Origin of the sequence: Robertmurraya korlensis NBRC 107688 (assembly GCF_001591645.1) — a bacterium.
Taxonomy (GTDB): domain Bacteria; phylum Bacillota; class Bacilli; order Bacillales; family Cytobacillaceae; genus Robertmurraya_A.
Genome location: NZ_BCVH01000016.1, coordinates 58,627 through 83,127 on the forward strand (window position 1 = coordinate 58,627; position 24,501 = coordinate 83,127).

At 33.7% G+C, this 24,501-nt stretch carries 22 protein-coding genes; 7 read left to right on the forward strand and 15 right to left on the reverse strand.

Going from position 1 to position 24,501, the window contains the following annotated elements:
* Positions 1 to 65: 65 nt before the first annotated feature.
* On the reverse strand, positions 66 to 638 hold the full coding sequence (locus tag BKO01S_RS17760; protein WP_066057242.1) for an XRE family transcriptional regulator: 573 nt from the start codon (positions 636 to 638) through the stop codon (positions 66 to 68).
* 248 nt (positions 639 to 886) lie between these two features.
* Between BKO01S_RS17760 and BKO01S_RS17765 the strand changes: the two genes are divergently transcribed.
* A complete protein-coding gene (locus tag BKO01S_RS17765) occupies positions 887 to 2,077 on the forward strand; it encodes an aminotransferase-like domain-containing protein (RefSeq protein ID WP_066057245.1) in 1,191 nt (396 codons plus the stop codon).
* A gap of 385 nt (positions 2,078 to 2,462) precedes the next feature.
* On the opposite strand, the gene BKO01S_RS17770 is transcribed toward BKO01S_RS17765, so the two are convergent.
* From BKO01S_RS17770 to BKO01S_RS17785, 5 genes are all read right to left on the reverse strand, one after another.
* Entirely contained in the window at positions 2,463 to 3,773 is a 1,311-nt protein-coding gene (locus BKO01S_RS17770; RefSeq protein ID WP_066057248.1) for a sensor histidine kinase, read from the reverse strand.
* 518 nt (positions 3,774 to 4,291) lie between these two features.
* On the reverse strand, positions 4,292 to 4,543 hold the full coding sequence (locus BKO01S_RS24690; RefSeq protein WP_198158838.1) for a hypothetical protein: 252 nt from the start codon (positions 4,541 to 4,543) through the stop codon (positions 4,292 to 4,294).
* Positions 4,544 to 4,887: 344 nt separating this feature from the next.
* Positions 4,888 to 5,820, reverse strand: coding sequence for a tyrosine-type recombinase/integrase (locus tag BKO01S_RS17775; protein ID WP_066057251.1), 933 nt, complete (start codon positions 5,818 to 5,820; stop codon positions 4,888 to 4,890).
* A gap of 48 nt (positions 5,821 to 5,868) precedes the next feature.
* A complete protein-coding gene (locus BKO01S_RS17780; RefSeq protein WP_232311272.1) occupies positions 5,869 to 7,050 on the reverse strand; it encodes a glycoside hydrolase family 88 protein in 1,182 nt (393 codons plus the stop codon).
* A 65-nt stretch (positions 7,051 to 7,115) separates the two neighbouring features.
* Positions 7,116 to 8,261 (reverse strand): DUF2264 domain-containing protein, encoded by a 1,146-nt coding sequence (locus BKO01S_RS17785; protein ID WP_157077415.1) that lies wholly within the window; start codon positions 8,259 to 8,261, stop codon positions 7,116 to 7,118.
* Between the two features lie 359 nt (positions 8,262 to 8,620).
* On the opposite strand from BKO01S_RS17785, the gene BKO01S_RS17790 reads away from it, so the two are divergent.
* Entirely contained in the window at positions 8,621 to 9,493 is an 873-nt protein-coding gene (locus BKO01S_RS17790) for an AraC family transcriptional regulator (RefSeq protein ID WP_066057253.1), read from the forward strand.
* A gap of 153 nt (positions 9,494 to 9,646) precedes the next feature.
* Here BKO01S_RS17790 and BKO01S_RS17795 read toward each other — a convergent pair whose 3' ends face one another.
* From BKO01S_RS17795 to BKO01S_RS17815, 5 genes are all read right to left on the reverse strand, one after another.
* On the reverse strand, positions 9,647 to 10,603 hold the full coding sequence (locus BKO01S_RS17795; RefSeq protein ID WP_066057255.1) for a UCP032817 domain-containing protein: 957 nt from the start codon (positions 10,601 to 10,603) through the stop codon (positions 9,647 to 9,649).
* A 567-nt stretch (positions 10,604 to 11,170) separates the two neighbouring features.
* Positions 11,171 to 11,350 (reverse strand): hypothetical protein, encoded by a 180-nt coding sequence (locus tag BKO01S_RS17800; protein WP_066057257.1) that lies wholly within the window; start codon positions 11,348 to 11,350, stop codon positions 11,171 to 11,173.
* Between the two features lie 101 nt (positions 11,351 to 11,451).
* Positions 11,452 to 11,883: a hypothetical protein gene (locus tag BKO01S_RS17805; RefSeq protein ID WP_066057258.1), complete on the reverse strand. Its 432-nt coding sequence runs from the start codon at positions 11,881 to 11,883 to the stop codon at positions 11,452 to 11,454.
* A 58-nt stretch (positions 11,884 to 11,941) separates the two neighbouring features.
* Complete coding sequence (locus tag BKO01S_RS17810) at positions 11,942 to 12,322, reverse strand: hypothetical protein (protein ID WP_066057264.1); 381 nt, start codon at positions 12,320 to 12,322, stop codon at positions 11,942 to 11,944.
* Between the two features lie 151 nt (positions 12,323 to 12,473).
* Positions 12,474 to 12,995: a hypothetical protein gene (locus BKO01S_RS17815; RefSeq protein ID WP_066057266.1), complete on the reverse strand. Its 522-nt coding sequence runs from the start codon at positions 12,993 to 12,995 to the stop codon at positions 12,474 to 12,476.
* A gap of 460 nt (positions 12,996 to 13,455) precedes the next feature.
* Between BKO01S_RS17815 and BKO01S_RS17820 the strand changes: the two genes are divergently transcribed.
* On the forward strand, positions 13,456 to 14,430 hold the full coding sequence (locus tag BKO01S_RS17820; protein ID WP_066057268.1) for a hypothetical protein: 975 nt from the start codon (positions 13,456 to 13,458) through the stop codon (positions 14,428 to 14,430).
* 131 nt (positions 14,431 to 14,561) lie between these two features.
* The gene (locus BKO01S_RS17825; RefSeq protein WP_066057270.1) at positions 14,562 to 15,221 is read left to right on the forward strand and encodes a GIY-YIG nuclease family protein; all 660 of its coding nucleotides are present in this window, start codon (positions 14,562 to 14,564) and stop codon (positions 15,219 to 15,221) included.
* A gap of 80 nt (positions 15,222 to 15,301) precedes the next feature.
* Here BKO01S_RS17825 and BKO01S_RS17830 read toward each other — a convergent pair whose 3' ends face one another.
* Together BKO01S_RS17830 and BKO01S_RS17835 are read right to left on the reverse strand one after the other, a co-directional pair.
* A complete protein-coding gene (locus tag BKO01S_RS17830) occupies positions 15,302 to 15,922 on the reverse strand; it encodes a DUF8453 domain-containing protein (protein WP_066057272.1) in 621 nt (206 codons plus the stop codon).
* Positions 15,923 to 16,077: 155 nt separating this feature from the next.
* Complete coding sequence (locus BKO01S_RS17835; protein ID WP_066057275.1) at positions 16,078 to 17,991, reverse strand: DUF262 domain-containing protein; 1,914 nt, start codon at positions 17,989 to 17,991, stop codon at positions 16,078 to 16,080.
* 174 nt (positions 17,992 to 18,165) lie between these two features.
* Here BKO01S_RS17835 and BKO01S_RS17840 point away from each other — a divergent pair, with 174 nt between their 5' ends.
* The 3 genes from BKO01S_RS17840 to BKO01S_RS17850 all read left to right on the forward strand — a co-directional run bounded on the left by BKO01S_RS17840 (position 18,166) and on the right by BKO01S_RS17850 (position 22,313).
* Complete coding sequence (locus BKO01S_RS17840; protein WP_066057278.1) at positions 18,166 to 19,110, forward strand: hypothetical protein; 945 nt, start codon at positions 18,166 to 18,168, stop codon at positions 19,108 to 19,110.
* A 20-nt stretch (positions 19,111 to 19,130) separates the two neighbouring features.
* Positions 19,131 to 21,923 carry an N-6 DNA methylase gene (locus tag BKO01S_RS17845; protein WP_066057281.1) on the forward strand — a complete coding sequence of 931 codons (2,793 nt, stop codon included), beginning with the start codon at positions 19,131 to 19,133 and terminating at the stop codon, positions 21,921 to 21,923.
* A gap of 174 nt (positions 21,924 to 22,097) precedes the next feature.
* Entirely contained in the window at positions 22,098 to 22,313 is a 216-nt protein-coding gene (locus tag BKO01S_RS17850) for a hypothetical protein (RefSeq protein ID WP_066057284.1), read from the forward strand.
* Between the two features lie 330 nt (positions 22,314 to 22,643).
* Here BKO01S_RS17850 and BKO01S_RS17855 read toward each other — a convergent pair whose 3' ends face one another.
* Positions 22,644 to 23,564, reverse strand: coding sequence for a DNA-methyltransferase (locus tag BKO01S_RS17855; RefSeq protein WP_066057287.1), 921 nt, complete (start codon positions 23,562 to 23,564; stop codon positions 22,644 to 22,646).
* A gap of 246 nt (positions 23,565 to 23,810) precedes the next feature.
* Positions 23,811 to 24,233 (reverse strand): hypothetical protein, encoded by a 423-nt coding sequence (locus BKO01S_RS17860; protein WP_066057290.1) that lies wholly within the window; start codon positions 24,231 to 24,233, stop codon positions 23,811 to 23,813.
* Between the last annotated feature and the right edge of the window lie 268 nt (positions 24,234 to 24,501).

Below are 24,501 nucleotides of genomic sequence, written 5' to 3' on the forward strand. Positions count from 1 at the left end.
AGGGGCTTCCCAACTAAGAGAGCCCCATAAAATCACTATAATTAACATTTGGTGTGCGTAAGGATCTAAAGTTCAACTTGAGTACGAGAGTAGTATATGGCCATATTTATTTCACATGCTGTTTTTGTCGTATTTTCATAGACTTGACAATTATCCGTTGTAAAGGAGACTGAATCTCCATTATTAATCGTAAATGATTCTTCCTCACCAATTTTTACAGTAAGTCTTCCGGAATAGACAGTGATAGACTTCACTGTTCCAGATCCACTTCGTTCAGAAAAATGCATACATCCAGGTAACAAACGAATTCGATAGATTTCAACAGGAATACCAGGGGATGAAAAGGTGTTGTAGACTTCAAATAAGTTATCATCATCTGTAAAAAAGGGTTGTTCCTCTACTTTTTTGATTTTGACCGAGGGATTGGTCGTTATGAAAGAAGCAAACGGAATCTGAAGTCCTGCTGCTATTTTCCAAAGAGTAGAAACGGTAGGGTTAGAGGTGCCACGCTCAATTTGTCCGATCATTGGTTTGCTAACACCTGTTAAATCAGCCAAATCTTCTAATGTTAAATTCCGCTGCTGTCGGAAATAACGTAACTGTTCGCCGATTTGGACAGATAAAGAGTTTTTATCCATATTTAATTTTACCCTTTCTGTATGCAATATTACACATCATGTTATTATAATATATTTATCATAAGTCAGAAAATTGTCAATACACCGACTATTGGTTAAATAATTTATTTAATTTTTCAAAATATTTTCAAAAAACCATTGCACAACCCGGATGTTATATTGTACTATTTAAAACAATATATCATATACCAATTTACATTAACGTTTGATTAACTAAAATAGACCATTAATAGAAGGAAGCGACCACCATGGATTATACATTTGCACCTCAAACCAAAAACTATGCATCCTCTGCAGTAAGAGACATTCTTAAGGTTACACAACAAGGACATGTAATCTCTTTTGCTGGTGGATTACCAGCCGAAGATATCTTTCCTCTTGAACAAGTTAAAATTGCCTACGATAAAGTTTTTGCTTCAGGAAATTCGTCTTTGCAATATGGTTTAACAGAAGGGTTTATCCCGCTTAGAGAGGCCATTAAAGCAAAGATGGAGGATAGAGGAATCACATCTACTATTGATAACATCCTTGTAACAACAGGATCCCAGCAAGCCATTGACTTGTTTTCACGGATTATGCTAACGCCTGGAGATGTTATCCTTACAGAGGATCCCACCTACTTAGCAGCTTTGCAGGTGTTTCGATCTTACGGCGCAAATGTCATCTCCGTAGACAGTGATGAACATGGAATGTTACCTGAAGACTTAAAAGAGAAGTTGGAAACATGGAGTCCCAAATTTGTTTATGTCATTCCTACCTTTGCTAATCCAGATGGGAAGGTCTGGAGCAATGATAGACGACAAAAGCTTTTAAGTCTTTGCCAAGAATATAATGTCCTAGTTTTAGAGGACGATCCATATGGGGATATACAGTTTCATCCTGAGGAACAATATTGCCCAGTAGCCTCTTTTGACTACGAACATAGACATGTTATCTATACAAGTACATTTTCAAAGTCCGTTGTTCCTGCACTAAGAACAGGCTGGGTAACCGGACCATCGGAAGTCATCAATATGATGGTACAAGCGAAGCAGATGAATGATTTACATTCCAGTTCGATAGACCAACAGGCTCTTTATTATCTACTACGCGATTTTAACCTTGCATCCCATATCGATTTAATTAGAAGTGTCTACTATGAACGGATGACCATCATGAGAGATTATTTAAATAAATTAGGTCCTGATTTATTCAAATGGAAGGAACCAAAAGGCGGAATGTTTATCTGGGTGGAAGGCAATAAAGATCTAAACACAACCGCTCTATTAAACCAAGCAGTTGAAAAAGGGGTTGCCTTTGTTCCAGGAGCTCCATTCTACGTGAATGCACCAAAGAACAACACCTTCAGACTTAACTTTAGCCATTCAACTCCTGAGACCATTGAACTCGGTATGGACCGACTATTAAGTGTTTTACTACAGCCTGAGGCAGTAAGATAATTCATCACAAAATAACCACTCCCTAACTCTGAACTGCACCCCTTAAAGTAGATGTTGAAAAACCCCTTTCAGGGCAACACTTACTTTTAGGGGTGATTTTTTATGTCAATTAAAGGACAACAGTACCAAAACTACTCATCCGACTTAAAAATTGAAGCGTCCAAATGAAGCAGCATTTATTGATAAGAGAGGGCGTCGCGAAGAATATTAAATAAAGCCAAGCCGATTTTAGGGAAAGATACTGATTATATAATTGAACTTTTTTCTCAGGATGAAGTGGCATGGGCAAAGCTTTTGTAAAGACTATAGTTCCTGTATGAATACACTACCTGTTTCCTAAACTCCATAGGGAACAGGTAGTGTATTTTTATACGGTTTTATTACCCTATTTAATTGGAATTTCCACACGAGCAATTGTCTGATTTTCATTAGAATTAATTGATATGTTCCCACCATACCTACTTACTACTTCTTTAACGATAAATAGACCTTGTCCCCTAATTTTCCCCTGCTGTCCTTTCTTAGTGGAGAAACCTCTTATATATATCTGTTCTTTGTCCATTTCATTAATTGTAGGTCCTGTATTTGTAATTTCGAATATGTAGGTATCTGAAATCACTTTACAAACTATTTTTATTTTTCGTTCTTGTTCAGGAAGTTCTATTGTCGCTTCTATGGCATTGTCAATTAAATTGGATAATATTTTAATTAATTCTGTTGTCTTTATTTTGTTAAATGAATCATGAAAAACATCAAAATGTACATCAATGTTATGATTTTGAGCCGAGAGCTTTTTCGTTTGCAAAAGCACTGATAACCCAGGATTACTTACTCCTAATGTAATCGATTTAATCAAGTGTACTTCATTAGAGAGATTGGTTAGATATTCGAGCGCTTTACCATGATGTCCGAGTTTTAGCAGGCCGTGTAGTACCTGAATGTGATTTAAAAAATCATGCCGTAAAGATTGAACAGAGGATATTAATGACTGAAGTTCTAACTGATAGGTATCTTCAGTATCCCCTACTTCTTTTTTTAACTCTCGTGTATACCAATTTTGGATTATTAGAAAAGAGACAAGCATGAGAATAACAAATAAACCGTTAAAAACAAGACTTAAAATACTGCTTTTTAATGCCTTTCCACTAATATGATTAATAACATCTGCACTTATGTCGATTGCAAGGTAGCCAATAATTCCACTCAACGGATCCTCAATCGGTACGCCAACTGTTAAATAATCTCCATATATAGGATCCGTTATTATGTCAGTTGAAAATATCATACCCCTGTATGCCATCCCTACCTGTTCTTCTGGAACTGTACAGATTCCTCCGATAGGAAATTCCTCTTTTATCTCTTCCGGCAATGCAGCAATCATGACCTTAGATACTTTAGAATTATCGACAGCAAGTGTATACACATGTAATGCACCACTTTTTTCCCTAGCATCTTCTAAATAACGTTTAATGACTGAATACTCCTTATTTTTCTTAGGATTTTCAAGAAACAGCTTATAAGTCTCTACATCTATTGATGCAGCTATTGATTTGGCAACTTCAATATTCTGATTAGCAATGGCGTTTTCCGTTGTTTTTATAATGCGATAATAAGAAACAAGTATATTAACCATTATAAAAATTACTAATAATAGAATAGATACAACAAAAATGGACTTCAACCTCTTATTTTTCATAAAACATCCTCTTAGCACATTTTCTTTATGCGTTTAGAAATTATGTAAACTGCATGATCTTATAGTTTTTTCCTTCAGGTATTTCTACAATATTGCAACTTGTGGGTAAAAGAACAACACCCTCTCTTAGGTTGATCTTAGAGAGGATGTTTGTTCTGTCTCGTATAAGAAAAATTATAGACGATGGACCATGGGTACGGTCCTCTTCCCTTTATAATATTCCCTTTAGCTTTTCCTCTTACCCTTAAGGTAGTTTTGCCAAATTAATTAAATACTAGGAATATCGTACCACGAAAAATATCGTTTTTATATAATTTCTCATTTAATTCAATAATTCAGTTATGTATACCTTTTCTATATAAACTCTTAATTTTTTAAAACAGTTATTGCCGTTGGTGTCCACCACTCATAATTGCGTTAGTCCCTACCATAAGAATTTAGAAAATAAACGTATTATTTTTCTATTTATTTAAGCATAAAAAAAGAAACCGAATCGGTTTCTTTTTTCTTTTTATTAATTAACTACTGCAGCCGCCTCCACAACTGGAGCAGCTAGAACCTCCTGAATCTCCACCGCCACTTGAATCACTACTACAAGCAAAACCAGAACAAGAAGATCCTCCACCGTAAATAGCTCCCTTTTGGTATTCTTCAGGAACGACTTCACTCATATGCTCATGAAATTGATCTTCATCGTAGATTGAATAATAGACAGCTGCCCCCGCTGCTAAGGAATACAAGTATGTTACTTGTTGATGTATGTGGATCAAACTTCTTTGAGCCGGTGTTTTGCAGCTCGGCCTCATGAATCTCATTTTTCATTTTACGAATTAAATATCTTTTCACTTCCAACCAATCTTCATTTCTTCTAAAATATTTTGATAGTAGCTCATCTTCAGGTAATAGGCGAAAATCATCTAAAATTTCACGCTTAATGGGGTTCTGTAAAAAGCTCCCCCAGATCGCTCTACTGTTCGTGGTTACTTCAAATAAACTAATATAGACCCAATCAAAAATGTCTCGCTTTTAGGCATAGTTTAGAAATTATCCTTTTAATCATCTATTGTTGGAAATGTAAATATATGTCGAAACAATAATAAATGCTATCTAAAATTTATATGTCTAATGAATTTAATGGATTGTATTTGTCATTTTGTTCCCTTAGTTCATTCCCCCACATTGCTACATACTTCATGGTTACAGCAATGTTCTGGTGTCTCATCAACTTCTGAATCGCAAACGCACTCATTCCTGACATTGCTAGTCGATGGCAAAATGTATGACGGAAAGTGTGAGCGAAAACTCGAATATCCTTAAAATTCATTTTTCCTCCTAAGTACTTAAAGACAAGCATAGTTGCATTTTCAGTCATTTGATTGTTATCACGTTTAACAAATACATAATCACTTATAATACCCCAATACTGTTTACAGAAAGAGTGATAGCCTGCCAGTTCTTTTACCAACTTATCCGTAATAGGAATTGTTTCTTTCCTCCTGCTCTTTCCAAAAACAGAGATTGTCTTATTAATGAAATCCACGTCAGACCATTGAAGATTGATAATCTCCCCCCGTCTTATACCAGTACCTAGAATCGTTACAATAATCATGTAATCCCTGTAAGCTACATAACTTTTCTCTCTCCTTTTGATACGTCTGTAAAAGTTCAGCATTTGTTTAATTTGTTCATCGCTGAAAACCTCAATCTTTACATCTTCTTTTTGTTTTTTAACTTTCTTGGCAGGGTTAGTTTTAATCACTTCACATTCAACCAAGTAATTCAAGAATGCTCTTATCCTCAACAGCTTGGTATTGATTGTACTAGCCTTATCTCCTTTTTCTTGGCAATTTAATAGGTACTGTCGAACATGACTGTAGGTAACTTCTTCAGCATTTACTACTTGGTTCTCAATACAGTAATCCACGAATTTACCAAGTAACATTTCGTAATTCTTGATATTTGTTTTAGTTGTGTTCCTGAATCGTCTGTCGTCCAAAAAGTCTTGATACGCAAATTTTAATAACACAAAATAACCACTCCCTATCATTTATAGGAAGTGGTTATTGTTTTGTTATATGTTTTTTAATTAGCTATCTTACCAGTACATTTTCCAGCTCATTACTGTACGGATTAAAGCTTCAAAATAGTAATAATCTCCCCAAATACAGCACTCGTCTACACCATTATCTCCTGGCTTAGAGTAGACAGCATGTAACAATATACCATTGGAATGAACATTTTTAGTAGTATAGTTTTCAGCCAGTGATTTAATCATTTTGATTGCAGCATTTTCATAAAGTTCTCGATATTCATTTGAAACAGGCAAGTGCTTGCTTAATTCTAGTAAACCACAAGCTATGATGGCAGCTGCTGAGCTGTCGCGTTCTTCATTTCCTTCTGTAAAATCTAGGTCCCAATAACAGATATCATCTTCTTCAGGAAGACGATTTAAGAAATAGTGTGCTAGTCTTTCAGAAATATCAAGGAATTTTCTATCGCCGGTATGTACATAACTTAGGACAAAACCGTATACACCCCATGCCTGGCCACGAGCCCAGCAAGATTGGTCCGTGTAGCCTTGCGCAGTCTTTCCATATAATGGTTTACCCGTCTCCGTATCCATATAATAGGTATGGTACGTTGACGAATCCTCTCTGACAATATATTTAGCAGCTTGTTCCGCATGGTTTACGGCAATATCATAATACTTTCTATCACCTGTTTCTTTTGAAGCAAAATACAATAACGGCAGATTCATGTTGCAATCAATAATCATTCTTCCGCGCTGTTCTGGATCCGATAAATCCCCCCATGCTTGCAGAATTTTTGCCTCTTTATGATAACGAGTGATTAACTTATCTGCTGCTTTAATGGCCGTTTCTTTTGCCGTTTCATCACCCAACACCTCGTATCCCGCTACACAGGATAATGAGTATAAAAATCCAATATCATGAGTTTCTAACTGAATATTCTCTTTTAACCTGTTTTTAAAGCTTTCAAGCTGTACTTTAATAACATCAAGATATTTTTCTTCACCTGTATATTCGTATGCCAAATAAAGCATCCCTATCCAAAAGCTAGCAGTCCAATCCGTATTTCCCTCTGGAATGTACATTAAATCTTTCGATGCAGCCGGCGGTACTTTTTCTTTAAAAACTTCTAAGTTTTCATCGATTTTCTTCAGTACAAACTGAATTTCGATATCAAGCCAGTTTTTATCTACATGTGTTTTGACTTTAAATTTATCTTGTTTGATTCCTTCTTTAATCGTTTTCAATTCTCTTTCCCCTTTCAAATCATGATTTATACGACCTACTCAATCGATAGACCTTTGATATGGCCCTATAAGCATTGGTCAATTGGAAAGTCTTTCCCTGACCATGCTCTCTTTGATGTCCACTCCCCCGCTGGATTACTCCAAAAAGGATCTGACTCCACCAATCCTAATGGAAGGAAAACTGCCGCACACAAATAGACACTGCCTGTAGAGATATATCCTTCACCAATCTCCGGTTGATGACCACAAAAACCTATGGTAAGCCAACCTGAATCGGTAAATGTACCTGGGGCTTCAAGCGTCCGTTTGATCACTTCAGTTAGAGCACTTCTAACTTGTTCAGGAGATAGGTCATTCGGTAAATCTTTACGTAGTGCATGGTGTGCTAATGTTTGAAAAACACCAAACCGGTAAGCAATAGATCTTCCTACTGGCGGAAAGGTTCCTTCTGGTGAAATTAATCGTTCTTGAATCACCGCATACCTTTTCGATCTTTCTATCATTGTTTCTTTTCTATCTAACCAATCCCTGTACTCTTCCCCAACCGTTTCTAATACATCTACAAGCATGGGATGGATGACAAAGCTATTATAATAATCATAATGAAACTCAGGACCATCACTGTAGATTCCATCTCCTAAATACCATTGATCAAATTGTTTAATGGCAAAGTCAATTCGCATCGGATCCCAGTCTTTTTCCCCTACTTTGTATAAAAATGCCTCAATAATTGCTGAAAACAATAACCAGTTAGAAAAGAATGGCTTTCTTGTTCGTGTAGCTTTCATGGCAAGAATTACATTGTTTTTCACCCTAGCATTGAGTTTCTCCCATAGTTCATTTGGAGCTCTAAGAAAAGCATGAGCAAGGAAAGCGGTATCAACGATTGGCTGATAATCATTAGAAAAGTTCATATAGTCGGGGGAATCAGGGTCTGTGCCTGAATCAATGGCCACCCGTGTTAGCTCACAATATTGTATACGCAGTCTTTCTTCTTCACTATTTTCACTTTTCTTTTCAAGCCAAGGAGCCATACCTACCAGCAAACGAGACAACGCTTCTAGATGGGAGAATTGCTCGCGATTGGTACCTTCCTTCATCTCTACAGGCATCTCTCTATTTAATGTTCTCTCCTTTAAATGCAGGAGAACGGGGCTTGCCATTTTCAGCATAGAATGAAGCCAATATTCTCGGTCATTATTGTTTACCACGGTCACATTTTCACCCTCTTACTTTCAATTCACTTTGTTACTAAATTATAACTTGGGTATCTTCCTAAAAGTTGTTGTAAAATAACCAAAAATATCGTTCTATTGTTCTCTAGTCTCCAGGCGTAAATCGTTAACAGGCTCATCTAGGACTACTCGGAGAATCTCTAGTAAGCTCGTATATCTGAAGATTTGGTATACTATAGAATAGGTCATACACTTTTCCATATAGATTAAGTGTCAGTGGTGATTCCAAGCTTAGGTTTCGGTTAGCTACGTTTGGATCAAAAAGACTATTTAACTAATTATTTCAAAAGCCTGGGATGATTTTAACAATAGGGAATATAAACGGAGGGGCGATAATGGATAATCTATTTGAACAGATTGATTTAAAGCCGTTTCATTGGGTTTACCGTAAGGTTTCTGAGGAGAATTTCCAAGGTTTTTATCATTGGCATCAAGGTTGTGAATTATTATTTGTCTATCAGGGAGAAGGTCGTGTAATTGTAAATCAGCAGTCTTACGAGATTAAGAAAGGTATGCTGTTCTTTTTTCAACCCTTTCAATTGCATAAGGTCCATGTAGAAGTATCCCCCCAAAGTCCTTATGAACGGAGTATCCTTCACTTTGACCCAATTACTCTTGGGGAGAAAAGTTTACACTCATTCCCTGGCCTTAGTGCCTTATTAAAAAAATTACAAAATGGAGTCAATGAACCTCAAGCATTTGACTTAGAAAATATGTATGATTATTTGTACGAGGTATGTAATAGATTCAATAAATCGATACAAACAAGCAGCTGGGAAGAAGATAGCCAGCTCTTTCTTATGCAATTGCTCTCTTGTATCCGTTCAAACATTCATGATGTTGACATGGACCAATCCTCTACTAATAAATTCCGTTCACTATACTATTCAGAAAGGATTATGCATTGGATAGAAGAACATTATGCGGAGCCCTTTGACTTGGGGCTACTATCTGAAGAACTTCATTTATCAAAATCATATATCTCAAGAGTGTTCAAGCGGGAAACAGGGAGTAGCTTAACAGAATACCTTACTATTCGAAGAATCAAGCAAGCTAGTCAACTACTAGAAAGGTCACAAACACCTATAGAATTAATTGCTGAAAGCGTAGGCTTCGAAAGTGTATCCTATTTTATACAATTATTTAAAAGGATGGTAGGGACCACTCCACTTCAATATAGGCTCTCCCATCAGAGGGTTCTTACATAGAAACTTCTTTTCAGGATCATTGCTGAAGGCTTGACATGGAGCCTTTTCATGTTAAGCCAGGGGCCTTTTACAGTGAAAGGAATAGTTTTTTTATTCGCATTGCTCCATAAAAAAAGAAACCAAATTGGTTTCTAATCTTTATATAATTATTAATTAACTACTGCAGCCTCCACCACAACTCGAGCAACTGGAACCTCCTGAATCTCCACCGCCACCTGAATCATTTGAATCACTGCTACAAGCAAAACCAGAACAAGAAGATCCTCCACCGTAAATAGTACCCTTTTGGTATTCTTCCGGAACGACTTCACTCATCTGCTCATGAAATTGATCTTCCTCGTAGATGGAATAATAGACAGCTGCCCCAGCTGCTAAGAAATACAAATGTGCGTTACTTGTTGATGCATGTGGATCAAAATTCTTTGAGCCTGTGTTTTGCATCTCGGCCTCATGAATCTCATTTTTCATTTTACGAATTAAATATCTTTTCACTTCCAGCCAATCTTCATTTTTTCTAAAATACTTTGATAGTAGCTCATCTTCAGATAATAGGCGGAAATCATCTAAGATTTCTCGCTTAATGGGGTTCTGTAAAAAGCGCCCCCAGATGGCTCTACTGTTCGTGGTTACGTCAAATAAACTTATATAGACCCAATCAAAAAAAGCTCGTTCTCCTGGAATCGGTGTGCTATCCAAATTAGGAGTGTGATGCAGTGTATCATTGTAAAAGTGCTTTGAAAACTTCTCGTAGTCTCTTGTGAACATAAGCATCTCATGCCAAATCTCATCTACATGATGGCTAAACATCGGAACAGTTTTCAATAAACTATTCATCAAGAAATACCGCTTTAGTTCAAACATCCCCCAGTCAAACTCATGTTCCTTCCATTTCGGATGATTCTGTAAGACCCGGTTTTTCACATTGTCTGTATAAAAATTGGGCAAGGATTGATCGAGCTTTGCCACAATCGGAAGTCCCTCTTCTACCTCTACACCTAATTGTTCTGGGATTGGGTCATTCCTTAATGATTTCTTCTTCCCGCTTGAAAACAACGTACTTCCTAGCAGAATAAAAAGACCGATTATAATAAAACCAATAAAAAATTCCATCGCCCTCTCCCCTTTCAAAACCATGTTTCGCTCTTTATTACCTTATATACGAGTTAATCGCAAGTAGGTTTCATTAAATTTTTGGAGGAACAAATTGTAAAAAACAAAAAAGGAAGCTTCTCATAAGTAGTTTAGTTAACTTATGAGAAACTTCCTCTATTTTTTAAAAAATCCAATTCATCAAGGGATTGATGGCGTTATTACATCATGCCGCCCATTCATCATGATATATAATATAAATAAATAATTTAACTAAATTCAATGATTTCATAGCATTAACATCTTTTGTTTTAAATAATCTAAAACATATTTGAAAAATCCTATGAGCAAAATTATGAGCATTAATTTAGCTGCTAGTCAGTGTAGACATGCAGCTAAATACTTTTACTTTATTGGTTATATAATCAATTTATTAAAAGGATGATACAGGATATATTACAGTAGGCAAGTACTTGATTTTTATATTAATTTAATAAAAAAATTTTATGCCTCATAAAAACAACACCTTAACTTACAATACTCCCATGATTCCCCTCTAATATCTCTAATGTGTTTTTCCAGAACAGTTTAATCAGTTGATGTAATTTTCTCATAACGTTTTGTTTTCTTACCTTTATCAATAGCACGAGTTAAAGTATGACAACCCACACGATGTAACTTATTATATTGTTTATATTTTTTATTTAAAGGTCCCCCATAATGATTAAAAACATAACCATCTGGATTATCTTCATACCAGGGCTTCATAACTGTCTTCTTCATCGTTAAAGATAAATATTTCTTTCGAAGGGATCATCTTCATTTAATTATCTCCTATTCTGATTATTTTATATGCAGTAATTATATACTTAAATCCATTTTTTTAGCTTTTCTTTTAATATACGAACATCATTATCTTTGTTTCTAATAATTTTCTTTTTTGAATCAAAGTGGAAGTCCCTATAAGAAATCTCCAATAGGTTTATCCCTTGTTTTGGCAGTATCTCTCTTCTTCTTTGATCATAGATTTTTCTTTGTGCCCCCCGATCAACACCACTAATTGTTAAGGTATCTGGTTTATCAAAGAATGGAACCTTTTCATCGTGTTGTTTTTCCTTATATTCTATTACTAATTTCAACTCTTTATAGTAAACATCAACTGGTAACGGAACTGATCTATTATTTTTCCCTTTATCTCCTCTTAAAAAATCGAGCCTATACTGCCTATAGCCCTTCTGATTCAAGATTTCATCACACAAGTCTATTACGTATCCTTCATCGTTATTAACCCGCTTTTTCAACTTTTTTCATTCCCTCCTTGAATTCCTATTTTAATCACGCTAGTGTTTATCAATCCATTCAACCTAATTTCATCTTAAGCTTCTCAAAGACACTTTTTTCTAATTGCCAATATGTCTCTTGATAAGGGCTAAAATCTTTTATTTCATTTAATATTTCATCCTTACGAATATAAAAATTGGAACTACTATATTCAACACGAATAGCATAACGGTGCTTTTTATTTCGTAAATCTATAAACCAATTTGGATCAACCACTTCATATGTACCTAATATCTTTTTGTACCCACAAAAGTATAAAAGCATCTCTGTCCCTTCTTCAAAGTAATATTTATTTTTAAAATCCTCTGGAAAATGTATAATCTCTTTCCAATCATCCCATTTATAACACCAATCTTCATATACAATTTTTATTCCAACCCTTGCTTTTTCATAATTCATATAATCATCCCCACAATTTGCTTTTATCAGTAAAAAATATGCTATGAACGATAACCACATGCTTTAATAAAAAACTCTAACCTTAAGGTCAGAGTACTATAATATATTTTAACTATGTTCTTTCGTTTCCAGGCTAAATCCAATGACTATACTAAAATTCTATTTCCCTAATAAACCGTTCAAGCCATCTCCTAGCTTCCCCTCCCTTTCTTGGTAAAGGGTGAAAATATTGGTATGGCTCATCACCTTGGAGCCCTTTTATATGTATAGGTAACTTTTGAATTGCATTATTAGCCATTTCTTCAAGTTTAGGGTTAACACCCCAAGCCACTACAATAGGCTTACTTTCTTGATGTTGCAACCACACAGTACGTTCAGTGTCCCTATAATCAGAAAACAAACTCAAATAAGGAACTTGGAGACGTTGATGGTCCTCAATCAAGTCTCCACTAATAGTGTTTCTAATATCTGACAAATTAATAATTCGAACATATGACCAAGCGTAATGATTCATCAACCTCATGATTTGATACTGTGTTCTATCAGGTTTTGCATTTGTTAATGGAGTGTTTCTTATCTGGTCTGAAATCGTTAAGCTTTCCGAGGAATACAATGGACCATCAATACTCCCACCAATTTCTTCGAGGGAAACAGAATCCCCCGGATTTAACATGGTTACATAAGCATCTGGATAATAATCATTAATGTTAATACTATTCCTAAAGATCTCGAGCGTACTTCGACAAGGAATTATATTTCCATTTACATCTAAACGGTAAAATCGTCCTTTTGTAAGGAATTGCCGCCTTAATTGCCTAGAAGGGGTAAATATAACTATCACTCCCTATAAGTTAGTGTCATTTTTGGAGGTACAAATGAAGTTTAATATAATAGTAACTTTTACATACATATAATATGGAGTAATTCTTGAGTTTATGTTGTTATATTAGGTAAACAAATAGATTGATAGTAATTGTTTTATTATATAGCTTTAGCTAAGGTCCGAAGAAAACCTAAGGCTATTTTTCATATTCTGCATTCTACATCTAGAAATTTTTGTAAAATATATTGATGCTTTTATTTCTCTATAGGATAATTGTATGATATTAAAATTCCTGGAGGGAGTAGTTTTTATGATTAGTGTGAGCAAACCAATTTCTTGTAAATGTAGCTATAGGCTTCAACAAGCACCCGTGCATCCTACAACCACCGATGCAGAAGAATGGTTCCAAAAAGAATATTTACCAGAAGGATATTATGGTTTGAATTTCGATTTCTTTGTTGATTGGACAAAGGATGAGCTCTCTAAAGAAATCTGGATTAAGAGAACTGTTAATAAAGACCAAACTACTACATGGCCTACAGATGATACTAAAATCCTACAAGATGCTTTAGATAATTGCGAAGGACGTGAATATTTATCAAATTTAGGTTCATTTGCATCTGCAAGGGGCTTAATTTTGAAATATCAAATATTTAAAGATTCACCAAACTGGAGCAAATATCCTTCCAATATTTTAACTTCGGTTATTAATGAAAACGGAGAAGTTACTGGTGTTACAAAAAACTCAATAAGTGATATTAAGAATGATATAGTACGTCTTTCTGGCAAAAAAATGTATGTAAGAAAAGGGCTAAGATACGGTACTACATCCTTAGAATGTCATTTGGCAAATGATAAAACTGGTGCTGCATGGCCAGGAGATGTCGATATATTAATATTTAATGAACAAAATGTTCCTATCGCAATAGTTGAACTAAAGAAAAATACTCAAGATCCTAGTAAGGATTGGCACAGGCCAATAATAAATGAGGAACTATCTAATTATTACAGTAAATCTGATAAAGCAGAAGATAACAGTAAATATAATCGTATTGCTATTCTACGAGATTATTTAAAGGAAAATCTACCAATTATTGTTGTATACTATCCTTCATGGGAAACAGATAATAAGGATGAGAATATAATTAAACTGGAATCAATCATTGGTGAAGTAAAGGAACTCGAATCTGGTGAAAGTATCACTATGGAGGTACCATATAACGCTAATGATAAAAAGAAGGTTGTAAAAGAAGTATTAAAAATGGCTGGAGAGACTGTAGAATAAAATATCATTAATTTTAAAGAAAACAAGCCTGTTAGTTAAAATAAACTAATGGCTTTTTTTAAATACATAAATGAAAAACGAGTACGCAAAGAATACATTAATTCCAAAAAGATATATTGGAGAGAAAAAATATGAATGAAATAGAGACTAATTTAGTTATTAATGAGTCTGATAGCTTTAAGGATGTATTATATAAAATTAACCATACATTTGGTGAAAAAATACAGAATTTAAACTTTGGAATGGAAAAGCTCTTGAAAAACGGAATTTATATTGTTAAGGAAAACAATACGATTATTTATATTGGAAAAGCAACTTCAAGAACCTTTTTGGAAAGACTAGCGGGTCATTTTGATGTTAGGGAAGCTGGTGGTTTTAATAACGTTATAAAAAAAATCTCTAAAGACCTTGGGTACAAGGAATATTCAGCAGATGGTCTCCTTGAAGCTTGGAAAAAGGCCAATCAATTTAATATTATCTTTTTAGAATTTAATCAAACATCATCAATGATTCCTATGTGGGAAAAAAGGTTGATAGAACATTTTTTACCCTTATACAACAATATATGGGCATTGAGTGAATATGGACTACAACAAGGACAGATAGTTTTAGTAACTGGTTTAAGTAAAAGCAAAAGTAGAAAGGTTAAAGTTACAAAAGCATCATTTAAAAGAGATCATGTAAAAGGGCATTTAATTAATGAAAAAAGTGGTTCTCTACAAAAAACAGAAGTCAATTTTCATATGAATCAAATAATTAAAATAATTGAAGAGCCTACTAGACATTTTTAGTAGGTCTTCATTTCTACTAATGTTTTCTTTGCTGCTGTTACTTCTAACCTCTGTGAAGCTCTACGCTTTTTTCTTTCTCTTTATCTCTTAGTTATATATTTGTCTTTAAGATTCTCATTAATAGATTTTAGTGTTTTACTGATTTGTATTATTTCGTAATCTCTTTTTAAAGATTCTTCATTATATGTTAATGTTGGTAAGTACTTTTCTAGGTTTAGAATTACTTTATTTTTGAATGTTTTTCCGTCTATATCTTCATAGTAAACGTAGCCAGAAAAATTTCTCAATTTTTGCTTAGAATCTTCCCCGCCACTTATAGTATAGGGATAAACTATTGACCCTTTTCCTTCTAATACTACATCTCTAATTAGTTCAGGTATGCTTTCACCTTTTAATGATGCACATTCTTCATTAAGTTCAAGCCCTTTAATGATAGCAATATTATTGCCAAGATTCTTAAATTCAAGTTGAAAATGACCATACCTGCTTTGATTCGTTTTCATGATTATATAGGGTCTGTCTTGTTCATATTGTTTTTTTGAGGTTTGAGCACTGGCATACATCCCGACAAATGAACCAAATAGACCAATACCCGAGACAATTAGTGCAATATCTCGTTTTTGGATTCCAAAGTATATAACTACACAACCTGATATTAATATCAAAAAGCTAATAATAAAAAGGGACCTAATTGAAAACAACGTAAATGTCCTCCTACTTTACATTATTTAAAGATATAAATACTTCTACTGTTAATCTACCTTTAGACTAATCCTACTATAGATCTTTTTAAAAAAATCAAATATGAAAGAAGGATCACATGGCCAAAACATAGATTGGAATTAATAATGAACAATTACATTACATCGGCATTTTCTTCAATTTCCAGGAAGCTAAGAAATAATAGCTCTTCTAGGTTGTCATCGCTAATATTAAGATTCCATCGTTCATTTAGGAACTTCAACATTTTAAGACCTCTATCTTTAATTTCATATGGAGTCCAATTGTCATATTGATTTACTGAAATCTCAGAATAAGAACCATTAAAATATCCTTTTTGTCCATTAGGTTGTACCTTTTTATCTTTAAAGCAACTATTTTTTAATGAAGAGTTTTTACTCCTAGAAAGAGCTAAAAGATTACCAATGGAGTTTCTCAAATATTTTTGTTCGTAACTATCAAATTTTTCAAAATCCTTTGTCCAGCAGTCCTTTGAAGCTTGATGAGGTAAAATATGTTCAATTGTATCAGCCGTTTTCTCGAAATATGACCATGAAAGTTTCGGAGAACCCTTACCTGCCTCTCCCTGTAACTTCAGCTCATACTCGTAAAGAAAATACTTTAAGGCTGACCATCCATAGTATCCATTTCCCTCAAATTTAAATTTTTCCTCAATATGTTTTTTAAATGCCGGAATATCAATATACCATGTTATCCATTGTTCTATCTCTGCGATAACATCATTAATATTGTTTTTGCCGTAGTATAGCTTTAATGCCTCTTTGTAAAAATGACTATCACCAGTGTTCGATTTACGTTGAGATATTCTAAACACTACAAATATATATCTCTCCATTGATTTTAAGAGTTTAGTTACTAACTGGTCATCATCACATTTAAGCAATGCAGCCATTGCTAGGGGTGCAAATGCTCCAAACCTAAGCCGATTTAATTTTCTTAACCAAAACGTGTGGGTGCTATTTTCTTCAGATAAAGCATCAGGATTATACAAATAGAACCACTTCTTTATACTATTTTGTAAACTAGTTACGTAATTTTGAATATCTTTTCCTGATAATTTATTATCTAGTATTTGTTTTGCAATAAAATGTTCATTAAGAAGAAAATCTGCATAAGCATTTGCCTTATCCCTGGTATAACCAAAATACATTATCCAATGATTTTTCAAGAAAGTATCATCATCTAGTGGTTTCTGTTTATTTTTCCCTAAATACTCATAAATTGTCTTCCAACATTCATTAATATTGTTTCTTAGATTTGCTGAACCCTCTAAGTCTTCATCCGTTGTTAAAATAGTTGTGAGATAAATTAGCCTATTTTTCAATAGTTCTAGAGTCGATAATTTTTTTCCACGATTATTCATAGTTTCAAATGCGATGAACACATCAACCTGATCTTCTATCTCAAAAATATTAAATTTCAATTGTAGAGTTACTTTTTTAAATATTTCTGAAATTTCCTCAATGGTTAAGCTTTTAAGCTTCTTGGAGAAGAATTCTTTTGCTTCATGAAGATTTTTAGTATAGAGTGTTTCGATACTTTGATTTGAATTCGACTCTTCATTAAAGATCTGAGTCTTTAAGTATTCATAGCTTGGATTGTCCTTTTCATAGCCAAATAGAAAAGCCTTTAATACTCCTCCTGGCGTGTAATGACATATGTATTTTTTTCTTATTTCTTGCTTATCGTAGTGATTAATAGTTTGGTCATCAGGTAATTGCTCTAAGATAGCTTGAATAAGAATCATAATAGTAGTTAACCTCTGTTGTCCATCAACTACATAATAAGCTTTATGTCCTCTTTCTATAATCCAAGATTCTTCTTCCCACCTAGTAAGTCTTTCCTCATTAACAGGTTCTAAAGTTATTACACCAGTATAGTGCGGTCGATTAGACCTGAGGTTATTTAGATCCTCCCAGAAGTCAACTAATTGTCCCTTCTCCCATGCATAGCCCCTCTGATAATCCGGTATTCTAAATAACCTATTTTCAAATATGTCATTAATAGATTTCAAATTATTTTGGACCACATAATTTCCCCCTTTTGCAACCATTATTATTAATGTAATGTAAGCTCATTACGTTTTACCTATATTTTACCATTAATATATAATTAAAAGTTTGATATTTTACAATCTTAAGTTGAACATATTATATATCTGTAGGATAATAATCCCAAATAAGTAATTGTTGGGGTGATATATTTGTTCAAAAAGCCTGTGTGGGCAAAATGCGATGATAGAAATGATTTGCCAAATAATCATGAGTATTCAGGTACGCCAGATGACTGGTTTAGTGATACAATTCTACCAGGAAATTATACAGGGGTCTCTTTTGACTTTTTTGTTAACTGGAAGAATTATAGCTTATCAGACGAAATCTGGATAAAAACAATAGTTGATGATAAAAACAAATATTGGCCTCATACTAACAAGTCATCATTAGAGCACGATTTATATAAGTGTGAAAGTAAGCAATACGTTGAAAGATTAGGTAGTTTTGCAAAACTCTGTAACTTAAATTTAAAATATCAATTATTTAAGGAATCAAAAGATTGGGGAAATAGCCCTCAACCGATTGTTACAGCAGCAATTAATAGTGATGGAAAAATCGCAAGCACTAACCAGAAATCTCTAAGAGATATAAAGCAAGATATTCAGCGACTTTCTGGTGGTATAGTTAACGTTGGAGAGAAGGGGCTTACATATAGTCCAACTACTTTGGAATGTTACTTAAGTAGAGGATCAGGAGCAGCATGGCCGGGTGATGTTGACTTAATTATATTAGATAAGAATTTAATACCGCTTGCTATTTTAGAATATAAAAAAAATACAAAAGCACCAACTTATAAGAATCATGTTCCTATTTCACAAGAAACACTTTCAAGATATTATCCGAAACCTGACAAAAGAAAATATGATCGTCTAGCTATTCTTAGAGACTTCCTTAAAGCTCATTTTAAAAAGGAAATTCCTATATTTAATATATATTTTCCAACTTGGAAAGGCTCAACCTATATGAAAATTGAACATATTATCGGGAAGGTGGGACATTTACAGGCAAATCCAGAAAATGTAACACTTCGACCTTTACCTAAAGATAAAAGAGAAATGCTAAGGATTACAATGTCAGTACTTACAATGATATAAAATATTAGGAGGTAAAAACAGTGAGTATTACTAACTACAACGAAAGAAGTTGGGCTATTGATGTTATTTCTGAAATAAACATTTGGGCAACAAATAGGAATGTCACCATTAAACGTGGAGGAGGAGAAAACACGCTATCCACGGGTAGAACAAATTTATTTCCTGATGTATTAATTTTTGGTGACAATCATTCATCATTAATCTTACAAGGATGGGAACTAAAATTACCTGACACTCCAATTGATGATACAGAATTAATAAATAATGCTCGGATTAAAGCTGATGCACTAGGTACAAATAGTTTTTTATTGTGGAATGTTACTACTGCAGTATTATATGTAATCGATGAAAATGGTAATAACCAGATTCTACATACTTGGAATGATTTAAATCATATTACTAGAAGAAATCAGGTTTTTCAATCTAGAGATGAATGGAAAGCACAACTACATAGAATGCTAGATGATATTAATTTTTATTTAAATGAAGGTTCCATTAAAAGTACTACTTTAATTGAAGCCTTAACAGGAAACGGTATTTCTACTGTTACTCTCGATAATGCAGAAGTAGTCGCAGATAATATGAGACAAGTCGCTAGAACAAACACTGAATTTAGGGACCAAGTTACATTATGGTGGAGGGGGAATCGACAGGAATACCTAGATTATAGAGAACCATGGATTCCTTTAGCAAAGATTGCACTAATAACATGGGCAAATAAATTAATATTTGCTCATATATTAAAACAGTTCCGTCATGAAGCTACAGAAATTAATAACATAAGTGGAGACAATTTTACTATTCATGATGCGACAGAAATTATAACTAGTATTTCTAGATCGTGTGATTTTTGGAACATCTTTCAACCTCAACTGGGAGAAGCATTCATTGATAATAACACTTGGGGAAGAATAGTTCAGTTTAATGAATTCTTAACTGACTTACGCCTAGAAGAAGTTAGTACAACATTGATTCAAGACCTACTTCAAAATACTGTATACCGTACTCAAAGAAAAGTTAGTGGACAATTCCATACACCAAAAGAATTAGCTGCTCTATTAACTGCTTTAACTATAAGAGATACCACTGCAAATGTAATTGACCCATGTTGTGGTACTGGAACAATAAGTAAGTCCGCCTATAATTTAAAGGTTAACTCTGGACTCACCCAAAGACAGGCTATTTCAACGACTTGGGCTAGCGATAAATTTTCATTTCCTATACAAATGGCTACATTAGCAATGACAACACCAGAAAATACAGGAGAGATACTAAGGATTTTTAAAGAGGATGCAATAAATTTAGTGTCTGGATATCAAGTAAACCTCTTTAGTCCTAATGATGGAAGTCCAGTTGTAGAAACTCTACCAGTAATGGATTCAATAGTTTCTAATCTTCCGTTCGTCCAACAAGAGGATTTAAAGGTACTAAATCCTACTATCATTAATGATATTAATAATCTTATATCTCAAATAGCTCAAGAACCGTTAGAGCTTGATGGAAAGAGTGACCTTTATGCATACCTACCGTTTTCTCTATGGGGGTTACTAAATGAAAATGGAAGAATAGGATTAATAATTTCAAATTCTTGGTTATCAACTAAATGGGGTATTAAGTTCCGAACAATACTTAATAGGTTCTTCAATATAGAATGTGTAGTTACTTCAGGAAATGGACGTTGGTTTGATAATGCTGAAGTGGTTACAAACATATTAGTGTTAAAGAAACGATCTCTAGAAGAAGTTCAACAGAATACACAGAATGAAAATGAAACCACCTCTTTTGTTGTATTACAAAATAATATTGAAGAAACAACTACTACTGACAGTAACATTGATTACAATAAGATTAATGAATTAACTGCATTGATTCGTGGAAACATTCAGGAACCTTCAGATTTCTTATTAACTCAATATACTCCTCCTGAGATAGAAGGAATATCTAATTTAGGGCTAGGGTTAAATGCACTATTCACAGATTGTAAGTGGTTAATTTCAATAGGTGAAAAGTTAGTTTCGGCAAGTGACTTCTTTGATATCAAGCGTGGTGAAAGACGTGGATGGGACAGACTATTTTATCCTGAAGCGGGACACGGCATTGAGGAAAAATTTATTGAACCAGTTCTATTAAATTCAAGACAGATAACAGGACTTACCGCAGTTGCAACTGATGAAGCTTTCTGTTGTAGCGATTCATTAGAAACACTCCAAGAAAATAACGATTTAAGGGCATATAATTGGATTATGCGTTTTGCTAATCAAGTAAATGGAAAAGGAGAGCCTTTACCTCAAGTTCTGAGTCGACCAAATATAGAGTGGTATACTATGAGTCCATCTACCCTGGCAGATATGGTAATTAGTATGAATCCATATCATAGATTATTTGTTGCAAAGTTAGAGCAACGCTCCTTTGTGAATCAAAGACTCATACGATTTACTAAAAAGAGAAGTACCATTAATGTTGATTTATGTCATGCACTTCTCAATAGTGTGATTGGATTGTTTTATATTGAAGCCATTGGTTTTGGACGTGGACTTGGTGCCTTAGACCTTAGTGCAACAAATATAAAAAACAGTTTATTTATGCTTAATCCAGCCTTAATAAATGAAGAGCAAACTAGAAATATATTAACAAAGTTTAACATATTAAAACAAAGAGATGTATTACCTATTGCACAGGAGTTAGAGCAACAAGATCGTAACGAATTTGATGATGCAGTACTAGAGGCTTTTGGTATTAGTGAGTATAAAGAACAAATTAAGCAATCGTTAATCCAGCTTTATAATATTAGATTATCTGCAAGACGAGAATAATAATAAAGGGAAAACATAGTTAAACGGAAATATTGTGCAAACAGAAAAAGGAATGCTTGGGATAATGTTGATGATGAAATGTTATTTGTAGGCGAAGACACTTATTTACAACTTACAGACCTAACGAATTCTTAACACTTTATGAAAGACATTTAGAATGGGAGGAATTTATTAATGTTAGGAAATGATAAAAGACCTAAAAAAGGAATACATGGGGCAATTGATAATTTACAAAATAAGATTGATAAGAAGTTGACAGAGCGTGGTCGACCACCAGAGAAAAGAAAAAACTTAGCTCAAAGTGTGATGAAAGATTTAACAAAACCGGTTACTAAACCAATCAAGATCGTTTACTGGTATGCTAAAGCAATAAACAAGTTCTTAAAATGAGGAAATGTTTTATGAAAAGGCGTATATTCGAATTTATATATTATAGTTTAGATAAGGTATGAGGTAAAAACATTTTCGGTCAATGGTGTTACCTTTATAAACATGGTTATAGACAGCTGCCTTAATGCACACTACGAATAAAATGTTCATTAACAAATAGGTTGGAAAATAAATAATCAAAAAAAAGCAGAAGGATGTTAAATCCTCTGCTTTTTCTATTGTTAATTTAATGTTGAAGGCACTGCCAATTAGTATGTTATTTATGGTGCGATTTGATGTTTTGTACCTATAAACCGTACCCGATAAACATAGTGTCTCCCTTTTTTGTTTCTATAATTGCATGCTCATTTGTGGGTCCAACGAATCTTCTTCTTTGGAAACTTCGACATCTTCTATAAACTGATTTATCAAGTTTACATTATGCACTTTTGACTTTTTAATTTCGTCTAGCTTGTCCCAAGCTTCTCTTAATCTATTTTTCGAGATCTCAATATAATCAATGTTTGCCTTTTTAAATAGTTCAACATCTTCGTTTTTTTCAATACCAATAAAGTTACGACCTTCCATAAGTGCAGCCACAAGAAATGACCCGCTACCTGAAGTGTTGTCCAATACAATTGCACCTTCGTTAGTATATGTTCTAATGAGATACCTTCCTAGCTCAATAGGTTTTTGAGTAGGGTGGACAACTTCACCTTCTGATTCTGCAGTTTTAACATATATAATATCTGTAGGGTATCTATCTCCATCGCTTTTAACAAGAACAGGAGAGAAATCACCGTAACTTCCAGTTAACTGATTTTTTCGTACTCCTTTGTTGTAAGATTCCCCTTTACCCATTTGAGGATTATATACAGGTTGTTTTTTATAGAAAACACAAATATCCTCATGTTTTCTTAATGGCTGCTTCTTTGCATTAAGGAAATTCGTTGCCTTCGACTTTTCCCATACCCATTTATATTTATAGTACTTCGTTTGACTTATGATGAGTTGAGCCGTAAAAACCCCACTTGAAGTTAATACGATTGCTCCATTATCTTTTATAATTCTATTATACTGTTCCCATAATTCATCTAGAGGAATAACTGAATCCCATTTATTTTGTGTTGTTCCATAAGGCAAATCACATAGGATCATATCAATTGATTTGTTTGGAATTTCCCTCATTTTTTCTATACTATCTGCTTCGTAAACATCATTGACCATATCAATAACAGAGTTACGTTTTTCATTTACCTCTAACTTTTGCATAAGCAAAACTCCCTATTACTTCTGATTTAACTATATTATCGAGCTATCTATACCTAGCTTAATGAATAACCTATTAAAAGAATTTACCTATAATTTTATCATAGAATATACCGATATGTTTATGGATTATATTTACTTTTTAAAGAAGCTTATAAACACACAGCTAAATATACTAGACCAGAAAAGGTAAAAAAACAGTAAACCTTTGGTAAACTTTTATATTATTTTAACGACTTTAACCAGCTTTTATGCTCTCCATTCTAGATAGGATTCTGTTAAGCTTTCCAGAGTATCATCTAGAGTACCTTTTTCTTTTAGTTGAATAACAATTTCTTCTTGCTTTAGACTACCAATTGTCTTCATTGCCATTTCAAATAATTTATCTGTTGGTATCTCCGATAAGTCCCTCTTAAATAGCTCTTCTTTAAAACGATTTAACTGTTCCCCGAAAAACTCTATCCTTTTTTTCTTTGAAACAAAGTACTTATCTTGCAGAAAGTCCAATTCTAAAGCTCTACGATTACTAACTTCTAACTCTAACTCCCTACCCCATTTAATAAGAGTAGGCTTACTGACACCTAAGTCCATCGAAATCTGCTCATACGGTATCTCTTTTGCTCTCATCTCAATAAAACGTTCTTTTTGGTCCATTTTGGATATTTTAGCCAAAATCATCACTCTCCTTTTTTATAATTGGTTGTTTTGTAAGTTTCATATCCATATACTGTAGAACAAGTAGAACTGTAGTTTTAAAATTTTCTATTATAAAAACCTGTGTCTGTTAGACTATTAGCAAATTATAGAACTAATAGAACTGTAAATTACTTTCTATATTTAATATTTAATTCTCTACCCCGTGGTTCGAATGTTCTACCAATATAGATAAACCTTTATATATAAGGTTTCCAGATGTGTATCATCGTTCTACAAATTTTCT